At 39.6% G+C, this 23,956-nt stretch carries 19 protein-coding genes and 1 other annotated feature; of the genes, 16 read left to right on the top strand and 3 right to left on the bottom strand.

The features are described 5' to 3' along the window. Positions 1-58: 58 nt before the first annotated feature. Entirely contained in the window at positions 59-631 is a 573-nt protein-coding gene (locus tag MKY41_RS13500; RefSeq protein ID WP_340745510.1) for a TetR/AcrR family transcriptional regulator, read from the bottom strand. Between the two features lie 500 nt (positions 632-1,131). Here MKY41_RS13500 and MKY41_RS13495 point away from each other — a divergent pair, with 500 nt between their 5' ends. Then, positions 1,132-2,859 (top strand): methyl-accepting chemotaxis protein, encoded by a 1,728-nt coding sequence (locus MKY41_RS13495; protein WP_340745509.1) that lies wholly within the window; start codon positions 1,132-1,134, stop codon positions 2,857-2,859. A gap of 50 nt (positions 2,860-2,909) precedes the next feature. Here the strand turns inward: MKY41_RS13495 and topB are convergent, their stop codons facing one another. Beyond that, positions 2,910-5,048 (bottom strand): type IA DNA topoisomerase, encoded by a 2,139-nt coding sequence (gene topB / locus MKY41_RS13490; RefSeq protein WP_340745508.1) that lies wholly within the window; start codon positions 5,046-5,048, stop codon positions 2,910-2,912. A gap of 273 nt (positions 5,049-5,321) precedes the next feature. On the opposite strand from topB, the gene MKY41_RS20805 reads away from it, so the two are divergent. From MKY41_RS20805 to MKY41_RS13465, 6 genes are all read left to right on the top strand, one after another. After that, a complete protein-coding gene (locus MKY41_RS20805; protein ID WP_445683313.1) occupies positions 5,322-5,417 on the top strand; it encodes a putative holin-like toxin in 96 nt (31 codons plus the stop codon). Between the two features lie 583 nt (positions 5,418-6,000). Next, positions 6,001-6,177 (top strand): hypothetical protein, encoded by a 177-nt coding sequence (locus tag MKY41_RS13485; RefSeq protein WP_340745507.1) that lies wholly within the window; start codon positions 6,001-6,003, stop codon positions 6,175-6,177. A gap of 511 nt (positions 6,178-6,688) precedes the next feature. Next, positions 6,689-7,609 carry a hypothetical protein gene (locus MKY41_RS13480; protein ID WP_340745506.1) on the top strand — a complete coding sequence of 307 codons (921 nt, stop codon included), beginning with the start codon at positions 6,689-6,691 and terminating at the stop codon, positions 7,607-7,609. Continuing rightward, positions 7,602-9,167, top strand: coding sequence for an AAA family ATPase (locus MKY41_RS13475; protein WP_340745505.1), 1,566 nt, complete (start codon positions 7,602-7,604; stop codon positions 9,165-9,167). The genes MKY41_RS13480 and MKY41_RS13475 overlap by 8 nt, the downstream gene beginning before the upstream one ends. Before the next feature lie 503 nt (positions 9,168-9,670). Beyond that, positions 9,671-10,633, top strand: a complete 963-nt coding sequence (locus MKY41_RS13470; protein ID WP_340745504.1) for a helix-turn-helix transcriptional regulator — start codon at positions 9,671-9,673, stop codon at positions 10,631-10,633. A gap of 75 nt (positions 10,634-10,708) precedes the next feature. After that, complete coding sequence (locus MKY41_RS13465; protein WP_340745503.1) at positions 10,709-11,338, top strand: type 1 glutamine amidotransferase family protein; 630 nt, start codon at positions 10,709-10,711, stop codon at positions 11,336-11,338. A gap of 721 nt (positions 11,339-12,059) precedes the next feature. Here MKY41_RS13465 and MKY41_RS13460 read toward each other — a convergent pair. Beyond that, entirely contained in the window at positions 12,060-12,755 is a 696-nt protein-coding gene (locus tag MKY41_RS13460) for a hypothetical protein (RefSeq protein ID WP_340745502.1), read from the bottom strand. Positions 12,756-13,156: 401 nt separating this feature from the next. On the opposite strand from MKY41_RS13460, the gene MKY41_RS20800 reads away from it, so the two are divergent. From MKY41_RS20800 to MKY41_RS13425, 9 genes are all read left to right on the top strand, one after another. Then, positions 13,157-13,201 (top strand): erythromycin resistance leader peptide, encoded by a 45-nt coding sequence (locus MKY41_RS20800; protein ID WP_169095632.1) that lies wholly within the window; start codon positions 13,157-13,159, stop codon positions 13,199-13,201. A 372-nt stretch (positions 13,202-13,573) separates the two neighbouring features. Further along, on the top strand, positions 13,574-14,764 hold the full coding sequence (locus MKY41_RS13455; protein WP_340745501.1) for an MFS transporter: 1,191 nt from the start codon (positions 13,574-13,576) through the stop codon (positions 14,762-14,764). 112 nt (positions 14,765-14,876) lie between these two features. After that, positions 14,877-16,325 (top strand): Msr family ABC-F type ribosomal protection protein, encoded by a 1,449-nt coding sequence (locus MKY41_RS13450; RefSeq protein ID WP_340745500.1) that lies wholly within the window; start codon positions 14,877-14,879, stop codon positions 16,323-16,325. 97 nt (positions 16,326-16,422) lie between these two features. Then, positions 16,423-16,731, top strand: a complete 309-nt coding sequence (locus MKY41_RS20795) for an endonuclease domain-containing protein (protein ID WP_445683312.1) — start codon at positions 16,423-16,425, stop codon at positions 16,729-16,731. A gap of 172 nt (positions 16,732-16,903) precedes the next feature. Further along, positions 16,904-17,065: a hypothetical protein gene (locus MKY41_RS13445; protein WP_340745499.1), complete on the top strand. Its 162-nt coding sequence runs from the start codon at positions 16,904-16,906 to the stop codon at positions 17,063-17,065. A gap of 268 nt (positions 17,066-17,333) precedes the next feature. Beyond that, on the top strand, positions 17,334-18,002 hold the full coding sequence (locus MKY41_RS13440; protein WP_340745498.1) for a GntR family transcriptional regulator: 669 nt from the start codon (positions 17,334-17,336) through the stop codon (positions 18,000-18,002). Positions 18,003-18,376: 374 nt separating this feature from the next. Continuing rightward, a complete protein-coding gene (locus MKY41_RS13435; protein ID WP_340745497.1) occupies positions 18,377-19,765 on the top strand; it encodes a GntP family permease in 1,389 nt (462 codons plus the stop codon). Positions 19,766-19,851: 86 nt separating this feature from the next. Then, a complete protein-coding gene (locus MKY41_RS13430) occupies positions 19,852-21,549 on the top strand; it encodes a dihydroxy-acid dehydratase (protein ID WP_340745496.1) in 1,698 nt (565 codons plus the stop codon). Positions 21,550-22,030: 481 nt separating this feature from the next. Then, positions 22,031-22,269, top strand: a binding site (T-box leader). A gap of 60 nt (positions 22,270-22,329) precedes the next feature. Next, a complete protein-coding gene (locus MKY41_RS13425) occupies positions 22,330-23,916 on the top strand; it encodes a 2-isopropylmalate synthase (protein WP_340745495.1) in 1,587 nt (528 codons plus the stop codon). Positions 23,917-23,956 lie beyond the last annotated feature (40 nt).

The raw sequence follows: 23,956 nt of genomic DNA, 5'->3' as shown, positions 1-23,956 counted from the left end.
CTCCTACAATTAATTGACCACTGTTCAAATGAGGTGAAAAAAGAAAGCCGAAAGTTGGCTAACTTTGAAATAACCCTTTCAGCAAAAACTGGACATGTTCCCTCGCCATGTCCGCTACCTCCTCATATCGGAGGACGTGCCGCAAATAATGAGTGACAAAACCGTGTAATGACAGGAAAATGGACCAAATATCCTGGATGGACAAATCCTTGCATAGACTATGCAAGGTTTGGGCGAACAATTCATACGTTTGATTCGGGCTTTGATTGAGGCAGTTTCGTACTTCCTCGTCTTTGATTAAAAACATGATTTCATAATGGCTTTGATGGGTTAACCCAAACTCGATAAAGCCGAGCAAGATAGCTTCAATCTTTTCCCGAGGGGCAAGAGGGGCCTCCGTAATTTCCTTCAGCTTGCGTTCCAGCATGCTGAAATGTTCTTCTACGAGGGCGAAAAACAGCTCCGCTTTATTTGTGAAATGGTAATAGATCGCACCGTGACTATAGCCAAGTTCTTTAGCGATTTGCCGCATGGATACGTGCTGGTAACCTTTCATGATAAATAAATCCCTTGCAGCATCCATGATCATTTCCCGAGTCAAGTCACGTTGTGCAGATTTTCGAGATGACATAGTTCCTCCTCATTTGACCACTGTTCAAATATAGAGTAGCGGAATTATGGTTGGGTGTCAATCTTAAAATGATTAAGGGGGAGTCTACGTTGCACAAGTAATGGGAATAGGTCTTTGTGACATGGATTTTTCTCCTGTAGAAAGCAGTAAAATATGAATGACAGTATGAGAAAAGTCACGCTTTTTATTGTTACCTTTGAAAGTATATGATACTATTTTCAAGTAATAGTTTTGGCGAAAGAGAGGGGCATAAAGCCCGTTACTGAGCGGCAAGTGCCCAAAATCTCTATTTTTTTGCCTATTCCTTTATGGAAATAGGTTTTTTTATCTGAATTTAGATAAAGTCTCCGGCGGATGCTACAGGTTAGTAGAGAAAGCTAAAAAAGTAATCCAAGTGCTTGAATTACTGCAAATAGCGCAGAAATTCGACCAAAAAATCCGGATGCAATTACGGTAAAGTGTAATTGATCACCCTTACAGAGTTGGAGGAAGAAAAGGATATGCGTTTGTTAAAAAACGTTCCGCTGAAGTTCAAGTTATTGCTTACTGTTTTTGCCATCATTATGGCACTCGTGGCTGTGACGACGATGCAAAGCATTTCTCAATTGCAAAGCCAGTTAGAAAGCAATCTTGAACAGGAATTGAAGAGTGTCGGATTATTGACGGCCATGCAGTTGAAACCGCAAGAAGTGGAAAATTTATTTACTGTAAAAGGGGAAACGGATCCAGACTTTATCGAGGTCCAAAACAACCTAGACCATATAGTGGATCAACAAGGAATCATGTTTTGGAGCTATATTTGGAAGATGGAGGACGGCGGGGTGAATCCTGTCGGCTACACGAATAACCTGAACGATGTGTACGAAGTGGGAGAATTGTTTACGGATATTGCACCCGACCATATGACAGCAGCAAAATTGGCGATTGAGTATGATCGACCTGAAGTGACAAGAATTTTTGAGGACTCGTTCGGAACATGGAGAACGGTTTTCAGCCCATTGAAAGACGCAAACGGAAAGACAATCGCTGTATTAGGAATCGATTATTCAGCGGATTATATTCAAGCTACTATTAACAAAAGTATTACAAAACAAATCGCCATTGCAGTGGCAGGTCTAGTTATTTTATTGGCGGTGCTGTACTTCATCATTATCCGCTTGCTCAGCCCATTAAACAAAGCAGTCCTGATTGCCAATCAAGTAGCAGGCGGCGATTTGCGTAAGGTGGAGTTAGATGAATCGAAGGATGAAGTCGGAAAACTATCAGGTTCTATTAACGAAATGGTATCAGACTTGCAGCACGTTATTTTGAATATACGAAATACGTCGAATGCAGTCGCATCCTCTGCTACTCAGCTAACAACGACGGCTAAAGAATCTTATCATAATGCAACGAATGTTTCCCGTGAGGTCGATCACCTAGCGAAAAATGCAGAAACCACCATGGTGATGACGGTAGAAACAGCAACAGCAATGGAAGAATCTGCAACGAGCATTCAACATATTGCTGAAGCCGCGCATAGCGTATCGGAGTCCTCTGATTTCACTTCAAACGCGGCAAAAGAAGGACATGAAGTGATTCAGCAAGTCATTGATCAAATGCAATTGATCGACGAATCTGTCAATCAGATAGATACAACGGTTCAAGGTTTAAATGACAACTCAAATCGTATTGGCAATATCGTAGATTTCATTACAGATATTGCGGAGCAGACCAACTTATTGGCACTGAATGCCGCTATTGAGGCAGCCAGGGCGGGCGAACATGGAAAAGGATTTGCGGTCGTGGCGGGAGAAGTGAAGAAGTTGGCGGAGCAATCTGCACATTCCGCTTCAGAAATCTATATGCTCATTCAGCATATCCAATCGAACTCGAATGAATCCATTCTTGCGATGGAAAAAGGGAAAGAAAATGTACGGGTCGGTTTGGATCGGACAGCAAGAGCGGGCGAAATCTTCCAAGGGATTGTCAATTCTGCAGAGCAAGTGGCTAGTCAAATTCAAGAGATTTCCGCTGCTTCACAAGAAATCTCCGCTTCTTCCGAAGAGGTGGCAGCATCAGTCAATAATATGAAAGCTGCTTCCGAGCAATCCGCCGAGTTTTCAACGAATGTCTCGAAGCTGACGAACGAACAACTTAGATCCATGCAAGAAGTGAAAGAGGCTGCTATGCTATTAGATAAAACAGCTGAGGAACTTCAGTCCTTGATAACGCGATTTAAGCTTTGAATTAAAAACAGAAAAAAATCCACTGGGCATGCTGCTCCAGTGGATTTTCATTATTGAAAAACCAAATTCAATTTCCCATTTTCCAAAGAAAGACTGGCATTGAACTGGTTTCCGTTATTGGCGGTAAATCCTTTGATGGAATTCGTTTTTCCTTTCGTACAGAGGAGTTTGACCTGCGCTGGAGTCAGCTTCTTCTTTAGAAAGATGCCGGGAAATGTTTGTTTGCAGCCATTTTTGTAATTGCTGCAGCCGTAAAAGCCTTTGCGGGCGACAATCATCCCTTGTTTGCAAGTCGGGCACGTAGCCACTTCCTGCGGTGCATAGGATCGTTTGGATGAACGGTTGGCGGCAGGGGGAAGGACAATGTCGATTTGTTTCGCTTCCAATTGGGGCGGCACCTCGTCCAACAGCTTTTGAATGAATTTCGCAATATTGTTTAAGAAATGTTGCCCGGTCCCTTCTCCGTTGCCGATTTTCCGCAAATATGCTTCCCATTTCGCAGTCATGGAAGGGCTAGCAAGCAAGTTACCTTCAATTGCTTGGCAAAGGACACGCCCTTTATCGGTGATAGATACAATATTCTTCGACACATTGATATAGCCGTGCTTTTTGATCGTCTCAATGATACCGCTTCGGGTCGCTTCAGTGCCGAGCCCTTCCACTGCTTTCAGGATTTCCGTTTCTTCCTTGTCCTCCACCAGTTTCCCGCATGTTTTCATCATGGCGATCAGTTGACCTTCCGTGTATGGTTTCGGCGGCTCGGTTTTTCCTTCTTTGATGCCGATCTTGCTGTGGACGGGTTCCTGTTCCCGTAGTGGCGGCAGGGAAGGTTCGTCCTTCTCCTGCTGAGATTTGTGAAATAAAGCCTTCCATCCCAAGTCCCGTTCCGTCTTCCCGGTTGTGAAGAACGACAATTCATTCACCGCGGTCGTTACTTTCGTCTCCGTGTATAAATAATCGGTATGGAACATGGCAAGTGTGGTGCGGACCACTTCTTCATATAAATTGCGTTCCACTGGGGACATTTTGGCAAGTGCCGCTTGAGTCGGAATTTTCTTCGTTGGAATGATGGCGTAATGCTCCTGCACTTTCGAACTGTCGACGAAGCGTTTTTTCGGTGACAGAGAAGCAACAGGGAACGGATGATTGACGAGTTGTTGATAATCATTCACTTGCGCCGCCAAATAAGAGAACTCATTTGGCGTAATATGCCGAGCATCGGTCCGCGGATAGGTGACGAGCTTTTTCTCATAAAGGCCCTGCATGATTTTCAAGACATTCGCAGGGCTCGTCTTCCAGCGCCGATTCGCGGTCGCCTGCAACGTAGAGAGCGAATGCAGCTGCGGCGGTGGAATCCGTTTGTCTGTATGAGTGACAGATGTGATGACGCCGGGGGTATCTGGGCGAATTCCGTGTTTTGCGAGGAGCTCCTGGATAATTTCCCGTTTCGGTTCCTTCGCCTTCGCTTTCCCCTTATAGGTACCATGTTCCGCCGTGAAGGTTGCCTCAATTTCGAAGAAAGGCTCCGACACGAATGTTTCGATTTCCCGCTGACGCTGGTAAATCAGATAGACCGTTGGAGATTGAACGCGTCCGATTGGAAACACTTCTTGGATACCACGCGCCTTCAAAAGCAGTGAATAAAGGCGCGACCCATTCATCCCAACGAGCCAATCACTAATTTGCCGGGCTTTCGCCTCCTCGTACATCAGCAAATCCTTGCGATTGTCCTGAAGATTTGAAAACCCTTTCCGCACTTCATCGACCTCAAGGGAATTGATCCATAGCCGTTTAATCGTTTTTCCCCTCGCGCCCGTTTGGTTGTAAATACTATAGAAGATGTTCGATCCTTCCCGATCCACGTCGCAGGCATTAATAACGACATCCGCCGCCAGGATGAACTTTTTCACAGCCTGAAATTGCGCATACTTTCCTTTTGCAACTTGGAATTCATACCGTTCCGGTAAAATCGGTAAACTGCCAAGCGTCCATCGATTCCAACGCGCATCATACGCTTTCGGTTCTTTTAACTCGACGAGATGTCCGATACCCCACGTAATAATTGCGCCATGTGGAAAGAGCTGACTTTGCGCTAGTTCAATATGCGTTTTCTGTCGAATTTTCACGGTAAATGCCTCTGCATAGGCTTTTGCTTGCGATGGTTTTTCAGCTAGGATGACGGGTTTCATAGGAATACCTCATTTCATTCTATGGTACACTTGTTCTTATAGTCTCATAATTAAAGAAGAATTGCTAGATGGAGAGTGTTCGGCGTAAAAATGTATCTTCCTATTTAAAAGATGCCGGAGGCCGTCTAGTATACGTTTGAAACAAGGTATAATAGTAGAGCAGTGACATATAGCGGATGGGCGGTTGGCACTCCTTTTTAAGAGGAAAGGCAGACTAAGACCGCTTCCTGCGGCAACGTCTGCATGACCCACATCCTGTGGGCCCGTGCTTAAATGGTGGCATACGAAGCAATGAACATGCTATTCCAATTTGGAATTTTTCTCGCAGCGACAGTTATTGCAGCGAATAATTGCTCTATACACCAATAGAAATAAGTAACCATCCTCCGCTACTAGGCTAAGTAGATACGATGGTTACTTCTTTGGAAAACTTCATAATACCGGCCAACCGCTTTAAGCGGATGTCAGCTGCGATTGACTGGGTGTTAGCGCACCCAGTCTTTTTCAGTATATGTACATTATAAGAAATAATATGCAAAGTATCAACCGGGGGGCTTGTTCTGTCATCATACTATGCAGTAAGAGGGCAGCGCGATTCCTTGCTAATTTCCGTGTTTCCTGTATTTCAAATTCTAGTCCATTCATATCTGTGAAGACCTTCGTTTCTTCATAAATATAATCTGAGTCACTAGTGTTGCATTAGTCCATTTCGAGGATTAGAAATCCATGGAATTCTCAAAAACAGGATGAATCTAAAAGAAAAAGTTCTTTATAATGGAAGGTATAGGTAGTTCCTGTCCAAATCCAATACAAAGGACCAACTCATGGACAAGAATATACGAAAAGCTTCATTTGGTAAATGGCTTAACGCCATTAATTTCGAGAAATTAAACGAAACCTTGGACATGCATCAACAAGATTGATATACAAAAAATTGACGACGCAGGTTTACATGCTTCTCATGCTTTACGCCCAATTAATGGAGGCGGACAGCCTGCACGCACTGGAAGCGGCGTTGACCAATCGGGATTTCCAACGGGCAATCGGCGTGAAATCCACCAGTGTATCACAGCTTTCCAGAAAAAATAATCAGTTAGATCCTGCAGTCCTGTCGAATCTATTCATGTAACTGGTCAGTCAGATTTCTGCGCGGAAACTGTCCCCCAGAAAGAGGATGCTGCTGAAAATCATAGACTCCACGACAATCTCCTTGCATGTCTCCATGTTCTATCTGGCCATTTTTTCATCTAATCCTTCGCATCGTAAAGTTGAAGTAAATGACCAAACGCCCAAGTTATAATATTTCCGTTACCTTCAAAATAACCATCACTTCTGTTTTTGATTTTTAAAGCATCTGCAATATTTTTTGCGACAGATGGCTTCTCGGTATTTGGAATAGTATTCCGTCAAAAATAGTGATTCCTAGTGTATCAAATAATACCAAGTAATTACTTAGACTTCAGTTAAAAAATATAGGAGCTTTACCATATTTCATTTGGTAGGAGCGCTAAATAACTTTTAAAACTTCCTTAATTGACTAGGCTTTATAACATCCATACTAGCACCAAGGAAAATAAAAACTATTAAATGTACAATATTAATATTAATGAATATAGTCAAACGGAAAGAGGGATTAATCGTTGAAGAATAAAAATGGGGAAAATGATTACTTTAATATTTATTACATTAATTTCTCGAAAGTATATGAAATATCAATGATGTTGAATAATATTATCGCTTCATCAATTCACAAAGAAAAAAGTACTTCTTCTGAAAAAAGTAGTTCAATTGGTGGTTCTGCATCCAGCATGGATATTCTTTCAAGTATTAATGCATCATTGAGTGCGCAGTTAAGTAATAAAAAAAGCGATGCATCTAAAATGATTGAAACATTAGATGTTATTACAACAAAATCTGTCCTTTTGAAAAATATAAATAAACGAAGTAAGGTAATCAAGAGTTTTAGTGATCAATCTGAAGGTGACTTAATTAAAATTAATAATATTGAATTGGATATCGTTAATATTGAAAATCTTAGAGAATTCAAGTTGTTCAGAAGTGATGCTCTAAAAGGATTTCAAGTTGATGGAATTGAAGTCAGTAATATATTTAATTCAATGCTTAAAGACTATTCTTATATATTGAGCGGAAAATTGAATGATTCTAACGATGTAATTGCAATTAAAATCCCAATGGAATTAGAAAATGAATTTGAAAATAAATATACAGTTGATGATCTGGTAATAGGAAAAGTTTCAATTATAGGTATTTATAAAGGTATAGTTGATATAGATAATATAAAAATAAACACGATTAATTACCTAGCAAATATGGGTGAGAAATCGACAAAGCAAAATAATCACGGCAAATTTATTAGAAGTTCGGTAGATAGACTGGAAAAAGCAAAAGAAAAATTAAATGGTCTTAAGAATTATCATTACATAGATGCTATTGCTATTGTACAAAATATATCTTTTCAGGAGGATTTAGAAAATAATGAAACTCAGATACCTTGGTATAAAAAGTTACTGAAGAAATTGAGGGGAAATAACAATGATTAGGACTAAGCTATATACTTATAAAAACAGTGCGGAATTTAATGTTTATTATGAACAAAAAACTATAGAAGGACGAGTAATCCAGCCGTTTATATTCCAAGAAACGGGGGAACTTTTAGAATTTGATTCAACATGTATTATAGATATAACCTCATTAGTGTTATATTTATCTGCTAATCCTAATGACACAATTCCAGCTTTGAATAACTTAAAGCATGCAGATGAAACAACAATATTTATTATTAAGGAAGATTATCTCGAACTAGCTTTTGAAACTCTATATGTAATGTTTGATGATGCTGATTCGATTAATTTATCCAATGCCCCCGAAGAAGTTGAAATTCCTCGTGAGAGTAATAAAATCTTTTCATTTAAAAGGAGTACTCTATATCACTATAACATCGATCAGTTAAGATTTATTAACGAACATTGTGAGAAACAAGGGATACCATTTGTTAATATCAGCGAGATTGGAATACTTGGGAATAAGTTGTCGACACAGATGGAAGAAGCACCGTACTTTGTGGATATTACAACATTGATTAATGCCTCAATTGACAATAAAAACCTCCTGTATTTAGCGGAGCAATTATTATTTAACAAATCAGAAGCAATAATAGTTATAAATAGCTCTGTCAGAGAATTAGCGCTTACAAATTTACCCCTTTCATTCAAAGATTCATTTTCGATAACCGAGCTTATTGAAATCCCAGTACAATCAATACCAGCAACCATAAATTTAGTTAAAAAGGTTATTGACGTTCCAAAAAATGAATTGGAAGATTTGTTTAATCACGTTAATAGTGAGCTAATTGGGCATGAATACTTCAAAACGCGATTTGCAAGTCTAATAAAAACTTTTCGGTTGTTAAATAGTTTGAATGAAAAACGTGTTTCCTCACTGTTTTTACTTGGTCCAACAGGTGTAGGAAAAACCGAATTCGCAAATATTGTAGGTGACTATATGTGCCCAGATACAAGTATTGTGAAAATAAATTTTGGGAATTATAGTAGTCAAGATGCGTTGAATAGTTTAATTGGTAGTCCAAGGGGATTTGTAGGGTCTACTGAAGGGGAATTAAGTAAAAAATTAAATTCCAACAAGGTCGGTATAATATTATGCGATGAATTTGAAAAAGCACAAAAAAATATAATAAACTTTTTCTTGGAATTACTCGATACGGGTGTTTTTACTGATTCGCAGGGAACAGAACACGATCTCAATGGCTATTTAATAATTTTCACATCTAATTTAGCAATGACGAGTTTTCATGAGAAAATCCCGCCAGAATTCACTTCACGAGTTGATTTGATTTGTGAGTTTGATTTACTGACAAAAGTGGAAAAAGAAATCTTTGTCGAACGATACATTAGTCAATTAGTAAAAAAGGTGGAGACAAAGACAAGTACAACTTTAACAGAAGAAGATATAGAGAAATTATCTTCTGTGGACATCTATACAACAAATAATATTCGTGATATTAAGCGATACATTATAAATGAGTTGCAAGAAGTCCTAGAATCAAAAGAGAGCTCAAAATCATTACTAAGTGCAAAGTGAGCGCTTTATAATCAGTTTTATGGGAAGGAATTAATTAAGTTATGAAAAGCTTATTGTTTAAAATCCCATTATTATTCAGAACGCTTGTTTTAATTTTATTATCGGTATTATTATCACAGTAGCTTACTATTTTGCGTTTTATACAGAACCAGAGTTTCTATGGTAATTCTAAAACAAAAAATGGCTGATAGGGTGGGGGATACCTTTTTTATTGACTTGTCCTCTAGTCCAATGATGAACGAGGGCGTGTACACAATTTCTCCACCTTGCTTTCTGGGGTATTTTATCGCCTTCCATACAAATCTGTAGTTTTTAGATTCTATAGAGTTCACCTCCAAAATCCTAATATTACGAACGTGTATTCTCGTCTCCGGTTTGGACAATTTATATTGAAAAGTCAATCAAGTAAGACATTTTATTGTTAACTGAGTCAATTATGAAATTGACCCAAAGGACATAAACTTATATAGTAGATAATAAATTCCATAAAGAGGCGGATATCTATGGCTAAAACTGATAATTTACTAGCAATTCTATGGATGCTTAGTTCAGGTGAAAAAATTACTGCGAAACAAATTTCGGAAAAGTTAGAGATGAATATAAGGACTGTGTATCGTTATATTGATACGCTTTCAATAAGTGGTGTACCTATAATTTCAGATGCAGGACATAACGGTGGATACACTTTGTTGAACAATTTTATTGAAGCTCCTCTTTTTTTTGATTTTGAAGAGAAAACCTCGCTATTTCACGCTGCTATTTTTGCAGAAGAAGCCGGGTATTATGGAGGTGAAGCACTAAATAGGGCTATTTCAAAGCTAAGAAAACATTCGAATCAAGAGCAGGAAACAAAGTTAACTCAACATTTAACCAGTCTTGAAGTAATAAGTCGATTAAGTTCCCACGCTATGGAACCTTTTTTGAGTGAGTTGGAACAGGCTGTGGCAGACGGATACTCCGTAAAAATTCAATACCATAAAAGTGGCGAAGAGCAATCAAAGTATAGATTGGTGGATCCGTACAGAATTATTTATTGGAATAATAAGTGGTATGTGATTGGATTTTGTCATCTTAGGAATGATATCCGTAGTTTTAGAGTAGATCGAATGGAAAGTCTAATGCTAGCCGAAAATAAGTTTAACCGACCAGAAAACTTTTCAGCACGTGACTTTTTTATGAAAAACCTCCTTCCAACTATAGAAGATAAGGAAGGGATTATTTCTTTGATTATTAATGGAGATAAAAGGGCATTGGGTGATATTTGCCAACATTGGTTTTTAGGACATTATTTACAAGAACGGACTTCAAATCAAGCAGTTTTTCTTCTTGAAAAAGATGTGATACATACATATGTACCTTATTTACTTTTACCGTACAATAAATCTATTAAAGTTATTGAGCCAATCAGTCTTAAGAAAAGACTTATTGAAGTTCTGTCGGAATTAATAAAATTTCATCAAAATTGATAACTTCCCTGACGATAGGTGTCAGGGAAGTTATGTTATATTTGGCCATATTAAATGTGATTGGAGTGTTATTGGATGCAAACAAAAAGAGTTTTTCTTTATGTATTTAATACAATGTCGGACTGGGAATATGGATATTTAATCGCTGAACTAAACTCAGGAAGATATTTCAAAAAAGATTTAGCACCTTTGAAAGTAATTACAGTAGGAGCTAATAAAGAAATTATTAATACAATGGGAGGACTGAGCGTAAAACCAGATATTTCCCTTGATGAGTGTACTCTCGAGGGTACGGATCTTATAATTTTACCTGGAGGGAATACTTGGGGCGAAGATATTCATCAACCTATTTTGAAAAAAATTGGCGAGGCTTTAAAGCTTGACACTATTGTTGCTGCAATTTGTGGTGCAACTGAGGGACTAGCGAATGTTGGATATCTAGATTCTAGAAAGCATACAAGCAATGACTTAGAGTATATTAAAATGGTCTGTCCTAATTATAAGGGAGAAGAATTTTATGAGATGGAACCTGTAGTGTCTGGCGAGAATTTGATTACTGCATCAGGGGTAGCTCCTCTGGAATTTGCGATGGAAGTAATGAAGAAATTAGATGTATTTGCACCAGATACATTGCATTCTTGGTATAACCTAAATAAGACTCATAAACCTGAATACTTCTTCCAGTTAATGAATTCAATAAGTTGATGAACTAAAAAAATCAACTTAGCAGTTTAATATTAGTTTAAATAGTTACCATGCTTTAGACGATGTCTAAGCATGGTTTTTGTGCCTTAAAATAAAGACCTTAAAAAGCAGTATAAATGTAACTTGATCTCTCGTTCTTTTACCAGTTGTCATAAAATAAGTAATTTAATTATGACAACTCTGAAGACATGTAGTTAAAGTAAAGAGGTTGCTGTCATAATATTTTCTCCACTTTACTATTGATATTTACTGTTAATCTTGTTAACTTTGCAAGTTCTCATACTTTGTTGTTTCATAATCCTCTCTTTCTTTTGCACTTTCTTTTTATTGGTAACTTCACTATAAATCATTACGTTGCGTAAGGAAATCTAATAGTAGTAACTTTTTTTATTGTAACTAAAAAATTAATATCTTTTTATGAAAAATGAGCGCCGAAGGATCTTTTTCCAACTAGCTTTTTTGCTAAAGTGGACTTTTCATGTTCGACTATTTTTATTAAAAAGTCCAACGTAAATATGGTCTACTTTCCTTGCCTGATAAAGGATTCAACGCTTTTCTATTAAACTTGAACGTTGATTGACCTTAATCATCCACATAAGAGGATGACGGGTTGCATGGGAAGAAGGTAAAGATAAAAATACATCTTATTAAATCGGAGTTGTTTCAAATTTGTGTGTGATTTTACTTTCCAACGAGATTACCAGTATTAACTGAAGCCTGCTCATCTCGAGTAAAGTTCCCGTATGAAATTGGCGTTTTCAGTGAAGAACCTGTTGATCGTATCCTCTGCCGGAGCACGCCGAACGTAAAAGGGAATGTTTTTAGTTTGGATGAACGAGTCGATTTCTTGTACTGTGTCGATTCCACCCTCCAATGTGTTCGCCCACAGGTCTATCTGCTTTCCGTCACTGAAATGGAGGATGTACTTTCCATTAAATGATTTCCGGTTTGAGTCCGATTCGATCGATATGGAGTAATCAATGTCCACGTACTTCACTCCATCTGTCCAATCATATTCATTTTGCGTCAAACTCCAAAAAGTACTAAATGTGATTTTCTCTTCAGCAATCACAAGGGCATTTGTGACTCCTAAGTAGAGGAAAGGCAATGTGAGCAAAATGGGGATTATCGCCAATCGCTGCACTAAACCGACCCCAGATTGGAATGCCTTGAAAGACTTCTCTCGAATCCCTTCCTTGATGTAAAAGTAAATTCCCCAAGTTGTAAGCCCATAAATGATAGCGCTGAGAAAAAAGACCCAATAGGCGCTAAGCGGGGTGCCAAAATAGATAGCGTCCTCCGTATAATTGATCTGCTTGTTGATGAAATAGAAAACGAAAAACCAGATGACCGAAAAGAAACCGAACCTTAGGAAAAACAGCCACCACAGCTTTTTTTCAGACCCCTCTTTTTTCATTGGGACCCCCTCCTTCCATGTTTATGAAACCTTCACATGAAGTATAATTCATTTCAAAACTGTAGTAGGTGTACGTAAAGTAAGCGATTAAGTTTCAATTCAACAGCGGAGGCCCAGCTGGGGAATTTGATAGGAGAGCTGAAAAGTTAGTTTACTCGGACTCATTACGCTGTATTTCTACACCGTGCATTGAATCTTGGAAATGAGGATCAACCCATGCTTGGCGATTATGATTTATATAATGTTACAGCGAAAAAGTAAAGATGAAAGAATCCAACGTTGTGGAGCTAATTTGTAAACATAGACTACAAAGGAAGCATTCAAATAAATCACCTTTGACTTTTTCAAAAAGCCCTTGTATGATGGAAATGACAATTTGATCGTTAGGAGGACTATTGAAAATGACGCACTCAATGAGACTTCGTTTCCCATCTTTAAACCAGTAACTGAATACGGTTAAAGGCTCTGTATGTGCATGCAGAGTAAAAGGGATAAGTCTGTCCATTTTCAATATTCATCATTTGAAAAATAATTATGTGATTTGAAGAAAGGGAATTGAACTGCCTTTCTTTATTTGTGTACTTTCGATTTTACATTACGATAGGACGATTTAGAGACAGATATCTTCATAATCATTCAATTAGATAGGATTTTCCTTTTACTTAGATCACAAACTGACCGTTTGTGATCTTTTATTGTTATAGAAGGAGGTTTTTAAATGGGTATGTTGCTTTTTTATTGATACGAGCTGCAGTTTTGATGGCTCGTATCGGTTCATAATCGATACGTAAGAACTATTACAGGGGGTATCGATTATAATGAAAAATAAATGGAAACGTAAATTCTTTGCTATTTATACGGGGCAGTTCTTTTCACTGCTAACTAGTGCTGCCGTGCAATTTAGTATAATTTGGTGGCTAACGGATACTACAGGAGGTTCACCGCTAGTACTAACTTTGGCTGGTTTGGCTGGATTTTTACCTCAAGCCCTGTTGGGTCCTGTTGCAGGTACAATTACAGATCGTTATTCACGAAAAATGATGATGATTCTTTCGGATCTGACAGTTGCAAGTGTAACTTTTGCTTTATTTGTATCGATGTATTTTTTTGAACCAAGTATACAGTTGGTCCTACTTGTGTTAATCCTTCGTTCAATAGCAACGGCATTCCATATGCCGGCAATGCAAGCGTCAATTCCACTAATGGCACCCGAAGAACATCTTACAAAGGTTGCCGGTTGGGGGCAGACAGTAAGTTCCATCTCCAATATCGCAGGTCCGGCAGTTGGGATGTCATTATTAGCAGCAAGCTCAATTGAGTGGGTACTATTGGTAGATGTTTTCGGTGCGATGATAGCAAGTAGTATTCTGCTATTTATTCATATCCCGAAAGTACAAAGAGAAGCAACAATAAGCACTACTGGCATTCTTGCTGAAATGAAAGAGGGATATGAGGCACTTGTAAAGCACCCCGTCTTGTTAAAGCTTACGTTTGTCATGGCGGTTGTTGCAGTCCTATACATTCCTCTTGGCACTTACTTCCCTCTTATAACACGGAATCATTTTGAAAGAGGGGTTGTCGAGGCTGGTGTCGTCGAGGTTGTTTTTGCTGTTGGTTTAATTGTAGGAGGCTCCCTATTAGGTGTGCTCGGTGATCGATTTGACAAGGTTAAAACAATGGCAGCGGGAATGATGTTGATGGGGATTGCATTAAGTATCTCTGGTTTGCTCTCACCCTCACTCTTTTATATTTTTGTTGTTTTAGCTGGTTTAGTCGGCTTGTCCGGACCGTTGTTTTCAGGACCCTTCTATGCTTTTATACAAACCGAAATCGAACCACAGTTACTGGGAAGAGTTTTTGGTTTTGTAACTAGTCTATCATTATTAGCGGTACCGATAGGCTATGCACTGGCAGGTGTATTGATTAAATTAGCCGGCGTAGCTGCGCTATTTTCTATAATGGGTGTTTTAATTGTAATAAATGGAATTGCAGCGATGAAATCTAAATAGGGGGAGAATACAATGCCATTTTTATTATTCTATTGATACGAGCTGGTTTTAGAAGCTCGTATCGATTGTTAGCTATCGATACGAAATGAGTAGATTTCGGGAGGTAGCTATTATGGAACAAATATGTTTTGAATTAGAAAATGTGGAAGTGACCTTTCTTGATAAGAAAGTAGTAGAGATTGATCGTTTAGCTGTCCATCAATTTGACCGGATCGGTGTTGTCGGGAAAAATGGAGCAGGAAAGAGTACTTTACTGAAGTTGCTTGCGGGTATCGCCCAACCATCAAAGGGGAAAGTAAATCGGCATGTGAGTGTTGGATATTTTGAACAATTAGAGGCACCAAAAGCCGTAGAGGCTGATCCTCGGTTACTAGGGAAATTGAACGTACATGGCGCTGGTGATGGGTTGAGTGGTGGTGAACAGACAAGGTTGAAGCTTGCTCAATTGTTCACTCAGTATTATGAGTGCTTATTAATTGATGAACCGACAACACATCTGGATCAAGAGGGGATTTCCTTTTTGCTCGATGAACTTAGGTATTACTATGGTGCGCTGGTGTTAATCAGTCATGATCGAGCTGTATTAGACGAATTGGTAACAACCATTTGGGAAGTAGATGAAGGAAAAGTTAGCGTATATTCCGGAAATTATAGTGAGTACATTGCCCAGAAGAATTTGGAGCGAGAACAGCAAGGCAAAGCTCACGAACAATACATGAAGGAAAAGAGTCGACTTGAAAAAGCAGCCCAAGAAAAAATGAAAAAGGCTGAGAAAATAGCTAAGGCTTCGAAAAAGGAACCGAAGGCAAAGGCGAATCGCATGATAGAGACCAAGTCAAAGGGAACAAGTCAAAAAGCCATACAGCGTGCGGCAAAAGCAATTGAGCAAAGGGTGGAGAAATTGGATGCTGTGGAAGCTCCAAAGGAAGAAAACATCATTCGTTTTCGCCAACCAAAATCACTTGAGCTCCACAATAAATTTCCGATTATGACAGATCGGTTAACGCTTTCAGCAGGTGATAAATTGCTTCTACGCGAAGCTAGTTTTCAGTTTCCATTGAGTCGAACGATTGCCATTACGGGGAATAACGGGTCGGGTAAAACAACGCTACTTCGACATATTTTATCAAACGGTGATGGACTGACAATTTCTCCTAAAGTTGTCTTTGGAGCTTATGAGCAGATGGATTATCAGTTCACTAACGATGAAACAGTCATCGAGTTTATAAAAGATAGAAGCGACTACGAAGAAATCGAAATTCGATCTGCTCTTCATTCGATGGGGTTTGCAGGGAATGACTTGAAAAAGAATGTTCGTAATCTAAGTGGCGGTGAAGCAACTCGCCTTGTGTTGTGCCGTTTATTTTTAGGAAGATACAATGTTTTAGTTTTAGATGAACCAACCAACTTCCTTGATATTTTTTGCATTGAGGCCTTAGAACAGTTTCTAGAGAGATATGAGGGTACTGTTCTTCTTGTATCACATGACCGAACCTTTATAGATCGGGTGGCTGATGATGTGTATGTGATTGAGAACCAAAAAATAAAGCTCAGAAGCTAAACCTTAGGGGGCAGGGAAACCTGCTTCCAAGGTTTTTTTTTTTGAAATGGGCCCTATCCTTAAAAGAGGATTTGCGCTTGTTTGTTTCCTTCCGTAAATGAGGTGTCCATCGGTAGCCATCTTTTACCTGAAGGGCAAAGATTCCTTTATTTATTCGACTTCTTATACTGTTTACGACGACAACAAAGACAAATGGAATGCAAGTTATATATTGGATTTTCTTGTATATAGTGAATTTTGTAAGATTGTAGTAGAGTGTGACGGGAATACCTATCACGGCTTTTTGGAAGCAAAAGAAAAAGATCTAAAAAGAGATATATGGATTAAGCGGTTGGGTTTTGATGATACTCTTCGTTTTAATACAGAACAAATTAAGTATAATTTAGATGGTTGTATTAAATTTTAAGGTGTAGTGCTTTTAACTTTCCAGGAGAGGATGGTTGTACTGTATGGAGTTAGTTGTAACTGATGCGGCCGCTAACTGGTTTATAGAAGAGGTTGGTTTGAAAGAAGGAGATTCAGTGAAATTCCATGGGAGATATGGAGGCGTCGACCCTGTTCAATTTTGATTCTCATTAATGTTTACAAGAAATAAGCCAATTCGTGCAGTTGCAAGCGTTAAGAATAGCGGGATATTGTTATTTATCGAAGAGAACGACTTATGGTTTTTCGATGGGCATGATCTCCATGTAGATTACGATGAGAAGCTGGATGAACTTAGCTATACGTATGTCAAGTAATGGACCAATGGATATAGAAATTCGTCGATTACCAAAAAGGTGCTCGTGCGTGATTATAAGTCAGACTGTAGACAAAAGGGTTGGAAATCAATTTGATTTCCAACCCTTTTTGATATGGCGTAGGTTCTATTTGAGGAAAAAGCAGTTATTAATGCTACATTTGTTGAGCTTTTTAGTGAAATGTCAACAAAGTTTATGTATTGTTAACAAAGTATATTGAATGTTGACAGTAATACCTGTGTCAATTATATTTTAAATAATTAGAAGATTGGAGGAGAAGGACATTAGTAAGGATAAACAAGATCAATTCGTCAGCTCTTCTTTACGCCAACAAGCTTCAGACGTCATAAAAACTAGAATTATTAAAGGCGTACTTGAACCGGGGGAAAGGCTAAAAGAAATTGAACTGGCGGAGGATTTGGATATCAGTCGAGGACCCATTCGTGAAGCATTGAGCGACCTGGAAGCAATAGGACTGGTGGAATCAGATTCAAATCGTAAAAAAGTCGTGGCAAGAGTAAGTGAAAAGGAGGTCTCGGAACTTCTTGTCCCTATTCGAATACAATTGGAACTGTATTCGATCCAGAATAATTTGGATTACTATGATAAAAATTTCTTTCAAACGTTAGAGGGTATTGTCGCCAATATGGAAACAGAGATTCAGAAACACGAAGTATTTAACGTAACAGAGTGGGATTTAAAGTTTCATGAAGCTATCATTACATTTTCGGACTCCCCATTTCTAAAACAGATTTGGGAAGGAATCGCTCAACGGACGAGAATTCGCGTGTTAGATTATCTTATTAATTACGATGACTCTCAAGTGAAACTCCACAGTATGGCGAATACCCATTGGAATTTAATTAACACGCTTAAGTCTAGAAACTTTGAAGAAATCTCGAAAGTGTTTATCAACCACATCCATGTAAACGACTAATCAGCAGATATAGGGCGGGTTGAGTTACCATTCAAGCGGGCTCATCGAGGCAACATCGCTTGAATTTTACATAATTCATGAACACTCCGGCAAACGCACACTTGTCAAAACAACAGTTCCTTACAGCCAAAGGGACTTGCGCGGATAGGATGCAGCCCCACTATCCCACTTGCCAATTGTGACCCTTATTAATTTCATGTTGTAAGACACCGTCAAAACAGAATCATGCGTTTACGTATAAATGAGGAACTATGGGAAAGGGGTGTGAAGATCCCGACTCTTTTTTACACTCCATTTACGAACGACATGGAGATGAATATCTATTAGGAGCATGCTGCGTTATCACAAATAACACATAGGGGGGTAATAAATAAATGCTGACTCAATTTTTGATAGCTTTAATAATCAGTTTTACAATATTGATATTTTTGATAGTTGCATTGAAGGTGCACCCTATTCTTGCACTTATCGTCACATCCGCTTTTTTAGGGATTAGCTTTGGCTATCCTGTCTTAAAAACAATGTCTTTAATGAATGCAGGATTTGGATCCACCATTGGAAACGTGGGTATCCCGATAATCTTGGGCGCCATATTAGCAATAGGTCTGATTGATTTAAAAGCGGCCGATTCAATCGTTGGTTTTTTCGACAAGTTATTTAAGGGAAAGCGAATGGAACTTGCATCCGCCCTTACAGCATTTATCATATCGATCCCGGTATTTGGTGATATCACCATCTTACTAGTTGCTCCGATTGCCTCACGAATTGCACATATTAAAAAAATATCGATGTCTACCATGGTAACCTTCACCGGATTAGGCTTGTTATTAACGCATGCGCTTGTCCCGCCAACCCCAGGTATTTTGGCAACGGCTATGGATTTAGAAGCTGATATAGGTTTGGTTATTGTGTACGGAATCATCATTAGCTTAATCTCCTTTTTCATCACATGGTTACTTCTGAAATCATGGGCGGCCAAGGAATTTATCAAGCCTTTATCAAAGTTTTCGGGTGAAGTATCTGATGGGAAGGAACTGAAGGAAATACCATATACGTTAGCTTTTCTTCCGATATTGCTACCTATTATATTTATTGCCTCGTCTTCAATAGTTAACTTATATACTGCTGACGGAGGGGCGATTAACCAAGTTATGAATGTACTGGGCGACAGGGTAGTTGCTCTATTTAGCGGGGTCGTTATGGTCTTCCTATTGGCCTTTATGTTTAAACAAAAGGTGTATGATTCTGCTATGAAAGAGGACAAGGAAGTTAACCTAAACACTCCATTCATACAGTTGATTACAAATTCATGGGTAGCACGCGGTGCTGCGGTAGCATTATTGCCGTTACTGGTCACAGGTTTGAGTGGCTCCATTGCTAATTTGATACGGGAAAACGAAAATGTTGGCGTGTTAGCCGAGATTATCGCTTCGGGTCCGGTACCTTATATTTTAATACCATATGCACTTTCAGCTGTACTTGTGGCAACGATAGGTTCTGCGACTACAGCAGCCTTAACAACAGCTGGCATTATCATGCCTATGATGCCTGTATTGGGACTATCTCCCGAGTTAACCGCTTTGTCCATAGGAGCGGGCTCGCTGGCTATCACTCATTTAAATAATAGTGGTTTCTGGGTGAATGTCCTATTATTCAATCTTTCAACGAAGCAAGGTTTAAAATACATTACCTTCCCTGCTTTTGTAGCATCAGTTGTCGCCATCTGTTTGTTGTCTGTAGCTTATATGGCAGGCCTGGTTTAATCTGTGAGAATACAAAAGATAGACTCATATCCTCGGTAGGCTAAGAAATAAAGAGAAGTAATCGATCATGAAAGGAAGTCTTTTAATTGGATCAAAGAGCAATCAGCGGAAAGAACTTGAGAGCCGATACAATAGAGAGCTCTATTACTAGGGCGTTCATGCAAGGGGCAGGATATAGCAGAGAAGACCTTAAAAGTAAACCGGTTATTGGCATTTGCAATAGTTGGAGCGAGTTGAATCCTTGTAATTTAAATTTGAAATTCATTGCGGAAAATGTAAAAAAAGGGATCATAGCAGCCGGTGGAATACCCGTTGAATTCCCGACCATCTCCATAAACGAACAAACAAACACCTCGTCCTCTTTGTATTTACGTAATTTAATGGCGATGGATGTAGAGGAGATGATTAAACGCAGCCCTATAGATGGAGTCGTCTTGTTGAACGGTTGCGATAAAACGGTTCCAGCACAAATTATGGGAGCTTTAAGTGCTGGGAAACCTATGATATCTATGTCAGCAGGCCCTCGTCCGACTTCGACCTATAAAGGAGAAGTGACCACTATCCATAATCTATGGGAGAAGAAAGAGGAAAGGGAGAAGGGAGAGATCGACGAAATATCATGGGAAGCCTTTACGGATCAACTTATCCCGGGCCTCGGCACCTGCAATGTGATGGGGACAGCCTCGACCATGTCAGCTATTGTAGAAGCGTTAGGATTATCCATTCCCGGCACGGCTTTCTTGCCATCCACTTGTTCAAGCCGGCAACATGCGGCAGAAAATACAGGCAAGGTAGCTGTGCAACTAGTCAAAAACAATAGAACACCTGACCAAATTGTAAACATACAAGCATTGGAAAATGCTTTCCGTATCGTATGTGCGTTGGGGGGTTCGACAAATGCAGTGATTCATTTGGAGGCCATCGCAGGAAGAATTGGATTGAGGTTAGGCCTCGATAACTTAAGAGAGTGGAGTGAGACGACCCCGCAATTGGTATCTGTCATTCCTTCGGGCCCATACAAATTAGAAGACTTACAGGATGTAGGCGGGATTCCAGCACTCTTTAAGAACCTTTCTCGTTTACTTCACTTAGATACCCAAAGTGTAACAGGGCAGACGTGGGAAGACATCATAAATACCATTTCCGGGGGTACATCTGGAGTATTAAAAGACTTTGATAATCCGGTTAAATCAAATGGAGGCCTAGCCATTCTACAAGGGTCATTAGCACCTAATGGAGCATTGTTCAAAAGGTCGGCAGTACCTGAGGAATATTGGAAACATAGGGGACCTGCAGTCGTGTTTGATGGAATAGAAGATATGAAAGAGCGAATTGATAGTCCACACCTTGAGGTGGAATCGGATAGTGTCCTTATTTTACGTGGAATGGGACCAATCGGCGGGCCGGGAATGCCAGAAGATGCAAAAATTCCTATACCAAAAAAGTTGTGGGAAAAAGGTGTTCGGAATATGTTACGTATCTCGGATGGGAGGATGAGTGGAACTGCAGACGGGGCTGTAGTGCTCCATGTTTCACCAGAGTCTGCCGCAGGTGGACCATTAGCCATCGTTGAAGACGGAGATATTGTCGAACTTGATGCCGTTACATGCTGTTTAAATCTACATGTTAGTGAGGAAGAGATGAGGAAAAGAATGAAAAAGGTCATAGTAAAAGAAAAACCTTCTAGAGGTTATGAGAGATTATATCACGACCATGTAACACAAGCCGATTTAGGCGCGGATTTTGACTTTTTAATAAAACAAGAATCTACAGTTTTTAAGTGAGCCATATTTCTGCTCGACATCTACCAAATACGCGCTGCTCCATCCCTCGTCTAGAAAAGCTGTCTGTGATTCTTTGCTGATGCAGGAAACGGATGCGTAGATAACTATCTGTAAGCAGTGGAGAAAAAATAGAGCCTCATTTCGATTATCTGAACCCTTGTGACAGATATGTCAAGGAACAGGCGTGAAAGTATAAAAGTGACATCAGGAACGCCAAGAAACTGGAAATGTTGAGAAAAGGACAGGAAACAGCAAAAGGAAGGGGAAGAAAAATGGCTCAATTTTCTCCGCCTGATTCATTTTTGCAGCTTTTTAGACAGCTCCTTGAAAAATAAATGCACCAAAAAAGAATATGTATTCCAATTGGTTTGAATGATTTCCCTTGAGAAGCCAACGAATCTTGAAATTAAAAAAGTGAATAATTTCTATAATAACAATTGACAATTCGAAAAAGTCAATGTATCATTGCAATCAATATAAATCGCAGACTAAGAATGGAATTAGTAAAAATAGCTGTGTCCTTGTAGAGAGTCGGTGGTTGGTGAAAATCGGCAGGCGCGCATTTTGAACTCATCCAGGAGTCACTCCCTGAAATTTGTACAGTAAGGGATGTCGGTTTCCTCCGTTATCGGGATAGGCAGTGATGGCTGCCGATAAGTGGATCTGTCTCCAGGGACAGGTCAATTAGAGTGGTACCGCGAGTTGAACCTCGTCTCTATATTTCGATATAGAGGCGGGGTTTTTTGTTTTTTATCATAAATTTAGAAGGGGTGCAGAGAAATGGGCAGAAAAATTTGGGTGTTTGATACAACGTTACGAGATGGCGAGCAGGTACCAGGTGCGAAATTAAATCTTTATGAAAAAGTAGAAATTGCACAGCAACTGAAAAAATTAGGCGTCGATATTATTGAAGCGGGATTCCCGGCTTCTTCCCAAGGTGATTTCGACGCGGTCCAGGCGGTTGCCCAAAAAGTAGGGAACACGAGCGACATCATGATTACTGCCCTCGCGCGTGCAGTGCAGGCAGATATTGATTCCGTCTATCACGCAGTGAAAGATGCGGAAAATCCAATGATCCACATGGTGCTCGGCACTTCTGACATTCACGTGGAGAAAAAGTTCAGTAAATCCAAAGACCAAATTCTGCAAATTGGCGTAGATGCAGTGAAATATGCGAAAACCTTACTCCCTGAAGTACAGTATTCCACGGAAGATGCTTCTCGCTCGGAGTTCGAATACTTGTGGAAAACGATTGAGGCGGTCATGAAGGCAGGCGCCACCATGATTAACGTACCGGACACGGTAGGCTATGCGGAACCTGAAGAATTCGGTGCGATGATCTATAAATTAAATGATCGGATGAAAAACGTAAATCCAGACGTGTTATTGAGTGTTCATTGCCATAATGATTTAGGTATGGCAACTGCCAACACATTGGCAGCTATCAAAAATGGCGCCGATAAAGTGGAATGTACGATCAACGGCATCGGTGAGCGTGCGGGCAACGCAGCATTGGAAGAAGTGGTCATGGCGTTACACACCCGGAGTGCCGTTTATAATGCAACTACACGTATTAACACAAAGGAGATCATGAACACGTCCCGCCTAGTATCCAGCTTTATGGGACTTGACGTGCAGGTGAACAAAGCCATTACGGGAGATAATGCGTTTGCCCATTCGTCAGGTATTCACCAAGATGGTTTGTTGAAATCAAGGGATGCTTATGAAATTGTGCATCCTGAAGATGTAGGACTTGATGATATGGAACTCGTCCTGACGGCACGTTCTGGCCGTCATGCTGTTAAGAATGCACTTGAAAAACTAGGGTTCTCCCAGCTGGCCCCAGATGACTTTGAAGGAATTTTTGAAGGGTTCCTGGCTTTGGCAGATGCGAAAAAAGAAGTATATGACCATGATTTATATGTAATTATTGAAAATTATTATGAAAAGCATGATAAAACGAATGTGACAAATTTCAGCGACCATTTCTTTGAAATTGAAGATCTACAAGTCATCAGCAACTCAAGCTTCCCTAGTGCAAGTGTCAAAATCCGTAGGGGAGGCGAAGTATTCCATTCAAGCGCTGTCGGTACAGGACCGATTGATGCCTTATATTCAGCAATCGCAGAGGTCACAACGATTAAAGTCAAATTGGTGGAATACGATATTAACAGCGTTTCAAGAGGGAAGGATGCACTTGGTAAAGTGAAAATCATCATCGAACACGACGGTGAAACATATATCGCAAAAGCAGCAGACACGAATATATTAAAAGCCAGCGCCTTGGCCTATATAAATGCCATCAATAGCATAGTATCAGCAAGCTTGAGAAAAGTATTGGTAGAAGGGATGGTTATAAACGGATAAGACGAGTAAGAGGGGGCCGTGGCGATGCCACGGCCCTCTT

It is taken from the genome of Sporosarcina sp. FSL W7-1349 (genome assembly GCF_038003045.1).
Classification (GTDB): Bacteria; Bacillota; Bacilli; order Bacillales_A; family Planococcaceae; genus Sporosarcina.
The sequence above is the reverse complement of the archived record's forward strand: the minus strand, read 5'-3'. Positions and strand labels throughout refer to the sequence as shown.

Excerpts from the sequence above, each read along its gene's own strand:
- MKY41_RS13470 (WP_340745504.1), top strand. The coding sequence starts at position 9,671 with ATGGCTAAAACTGATAATTTACTAGCAATTCTATGGATGCTTAGTTCA.
- MKY41_RS20805 (WP_445683313.1), top strand. The coding sequence starts at position 5,322 with ATGGTGGCATACGAAGCAATGAACATGCTATTCCAATTTGGAATTTTT.
- MKY41_RS13475 (WP_340745505.1), top strand. The coding sequence starts at position 7,602 with ATGATTAGGACTAAGCTATATACTTATAAAAACAGTGCGGAATTTAAT.
- MKY41_RS13425 (WP_340745495.1), top strand. The coding sequence starts at position 22,330 with ATGGGCAGAAAAATTTGGGTGTTTGATACAACGTTACGAGATGGCGAG.
- MKY41_RS13435 (WP_340745497.1), top strand. The coding sequence starts at position 18,377 with ATGCTGACTCAATTTTTGATAGCTTTAATAATCAGTTTTACAATATTG.
- MKY41_RS13465 (WP_340745503.1), top strand. The coding sequence starts at position 10,709 with ATGCAAACAAAAAGAGTTTTTCTTTATGTATTTAATACAATGTCGGAC.
- MKY41_RS13460 (WP_340745502.1), bottom strand. The coding sequence starts at position 12,755 with ATGAAAAAAGAGGGGTCTGAAAAAAAGCTGTGGTGGCTGTTTTTCCTA.
- MKY41_RS13485 (WP_340745507.1), top strand. The coding sequence starts at position 6,001 with ATGCTTCTCATGCTTTACGCCCAATTAATGGAGGCGGACAGCCTGCAC.
- MKY41_RS13495 (WP_340745509.1), top strand. The coding sequence starts at position 1,132 with ATGCGTTTGTTAAAAAACGTTCCGCTGAAGTTCAAGTTATTGCTTACT.
- topB (WP_340745508.1), bottom strand. The coding sequence starts at position 5,048 with ATGAAACCCGTCATCCTAGCTGAAAAACCATCGCAAGCAAAAGCCTAT.
- MKY41_RS13450 (WP_340745500.1), top strand. The coding sequence starts at position 14,877 with ATGGAACAAATATGTTTTGAATTAGAAAATGTGGAAGTGACCTTTCTT.
- MKY41_RS13445 (WP_340745499.1), top strand. The coding sequence starts at position 16,904 with ATGTTTACAAGAAATAAGCCAATTCGTGCAGTTGCAAGCGTTAAGAAT.
- MKY41_RS13455 (WP_340745501.1), top strand. The coding sequence starts at position 13,574 with ATGAAAAATAAATGGAAACGTAAATTCTTTGCTATTTATACGGGGCAG.
- MKY41_RS13500 (WP_340745510.1), bottom strand. The coding sequence starts at position 631 with ATGTCATCTCGAAAATCTGCACAACGTGACTTGACTCGGGAAATGATC.
- MKY41_RS20795 (WP_445683312.1), top strand. The coding sequence starts at position 16,423 with ATGAGGTGTCCATCGGTAGCCATCTTTTACCTGAAGGGCAAAGATTCC.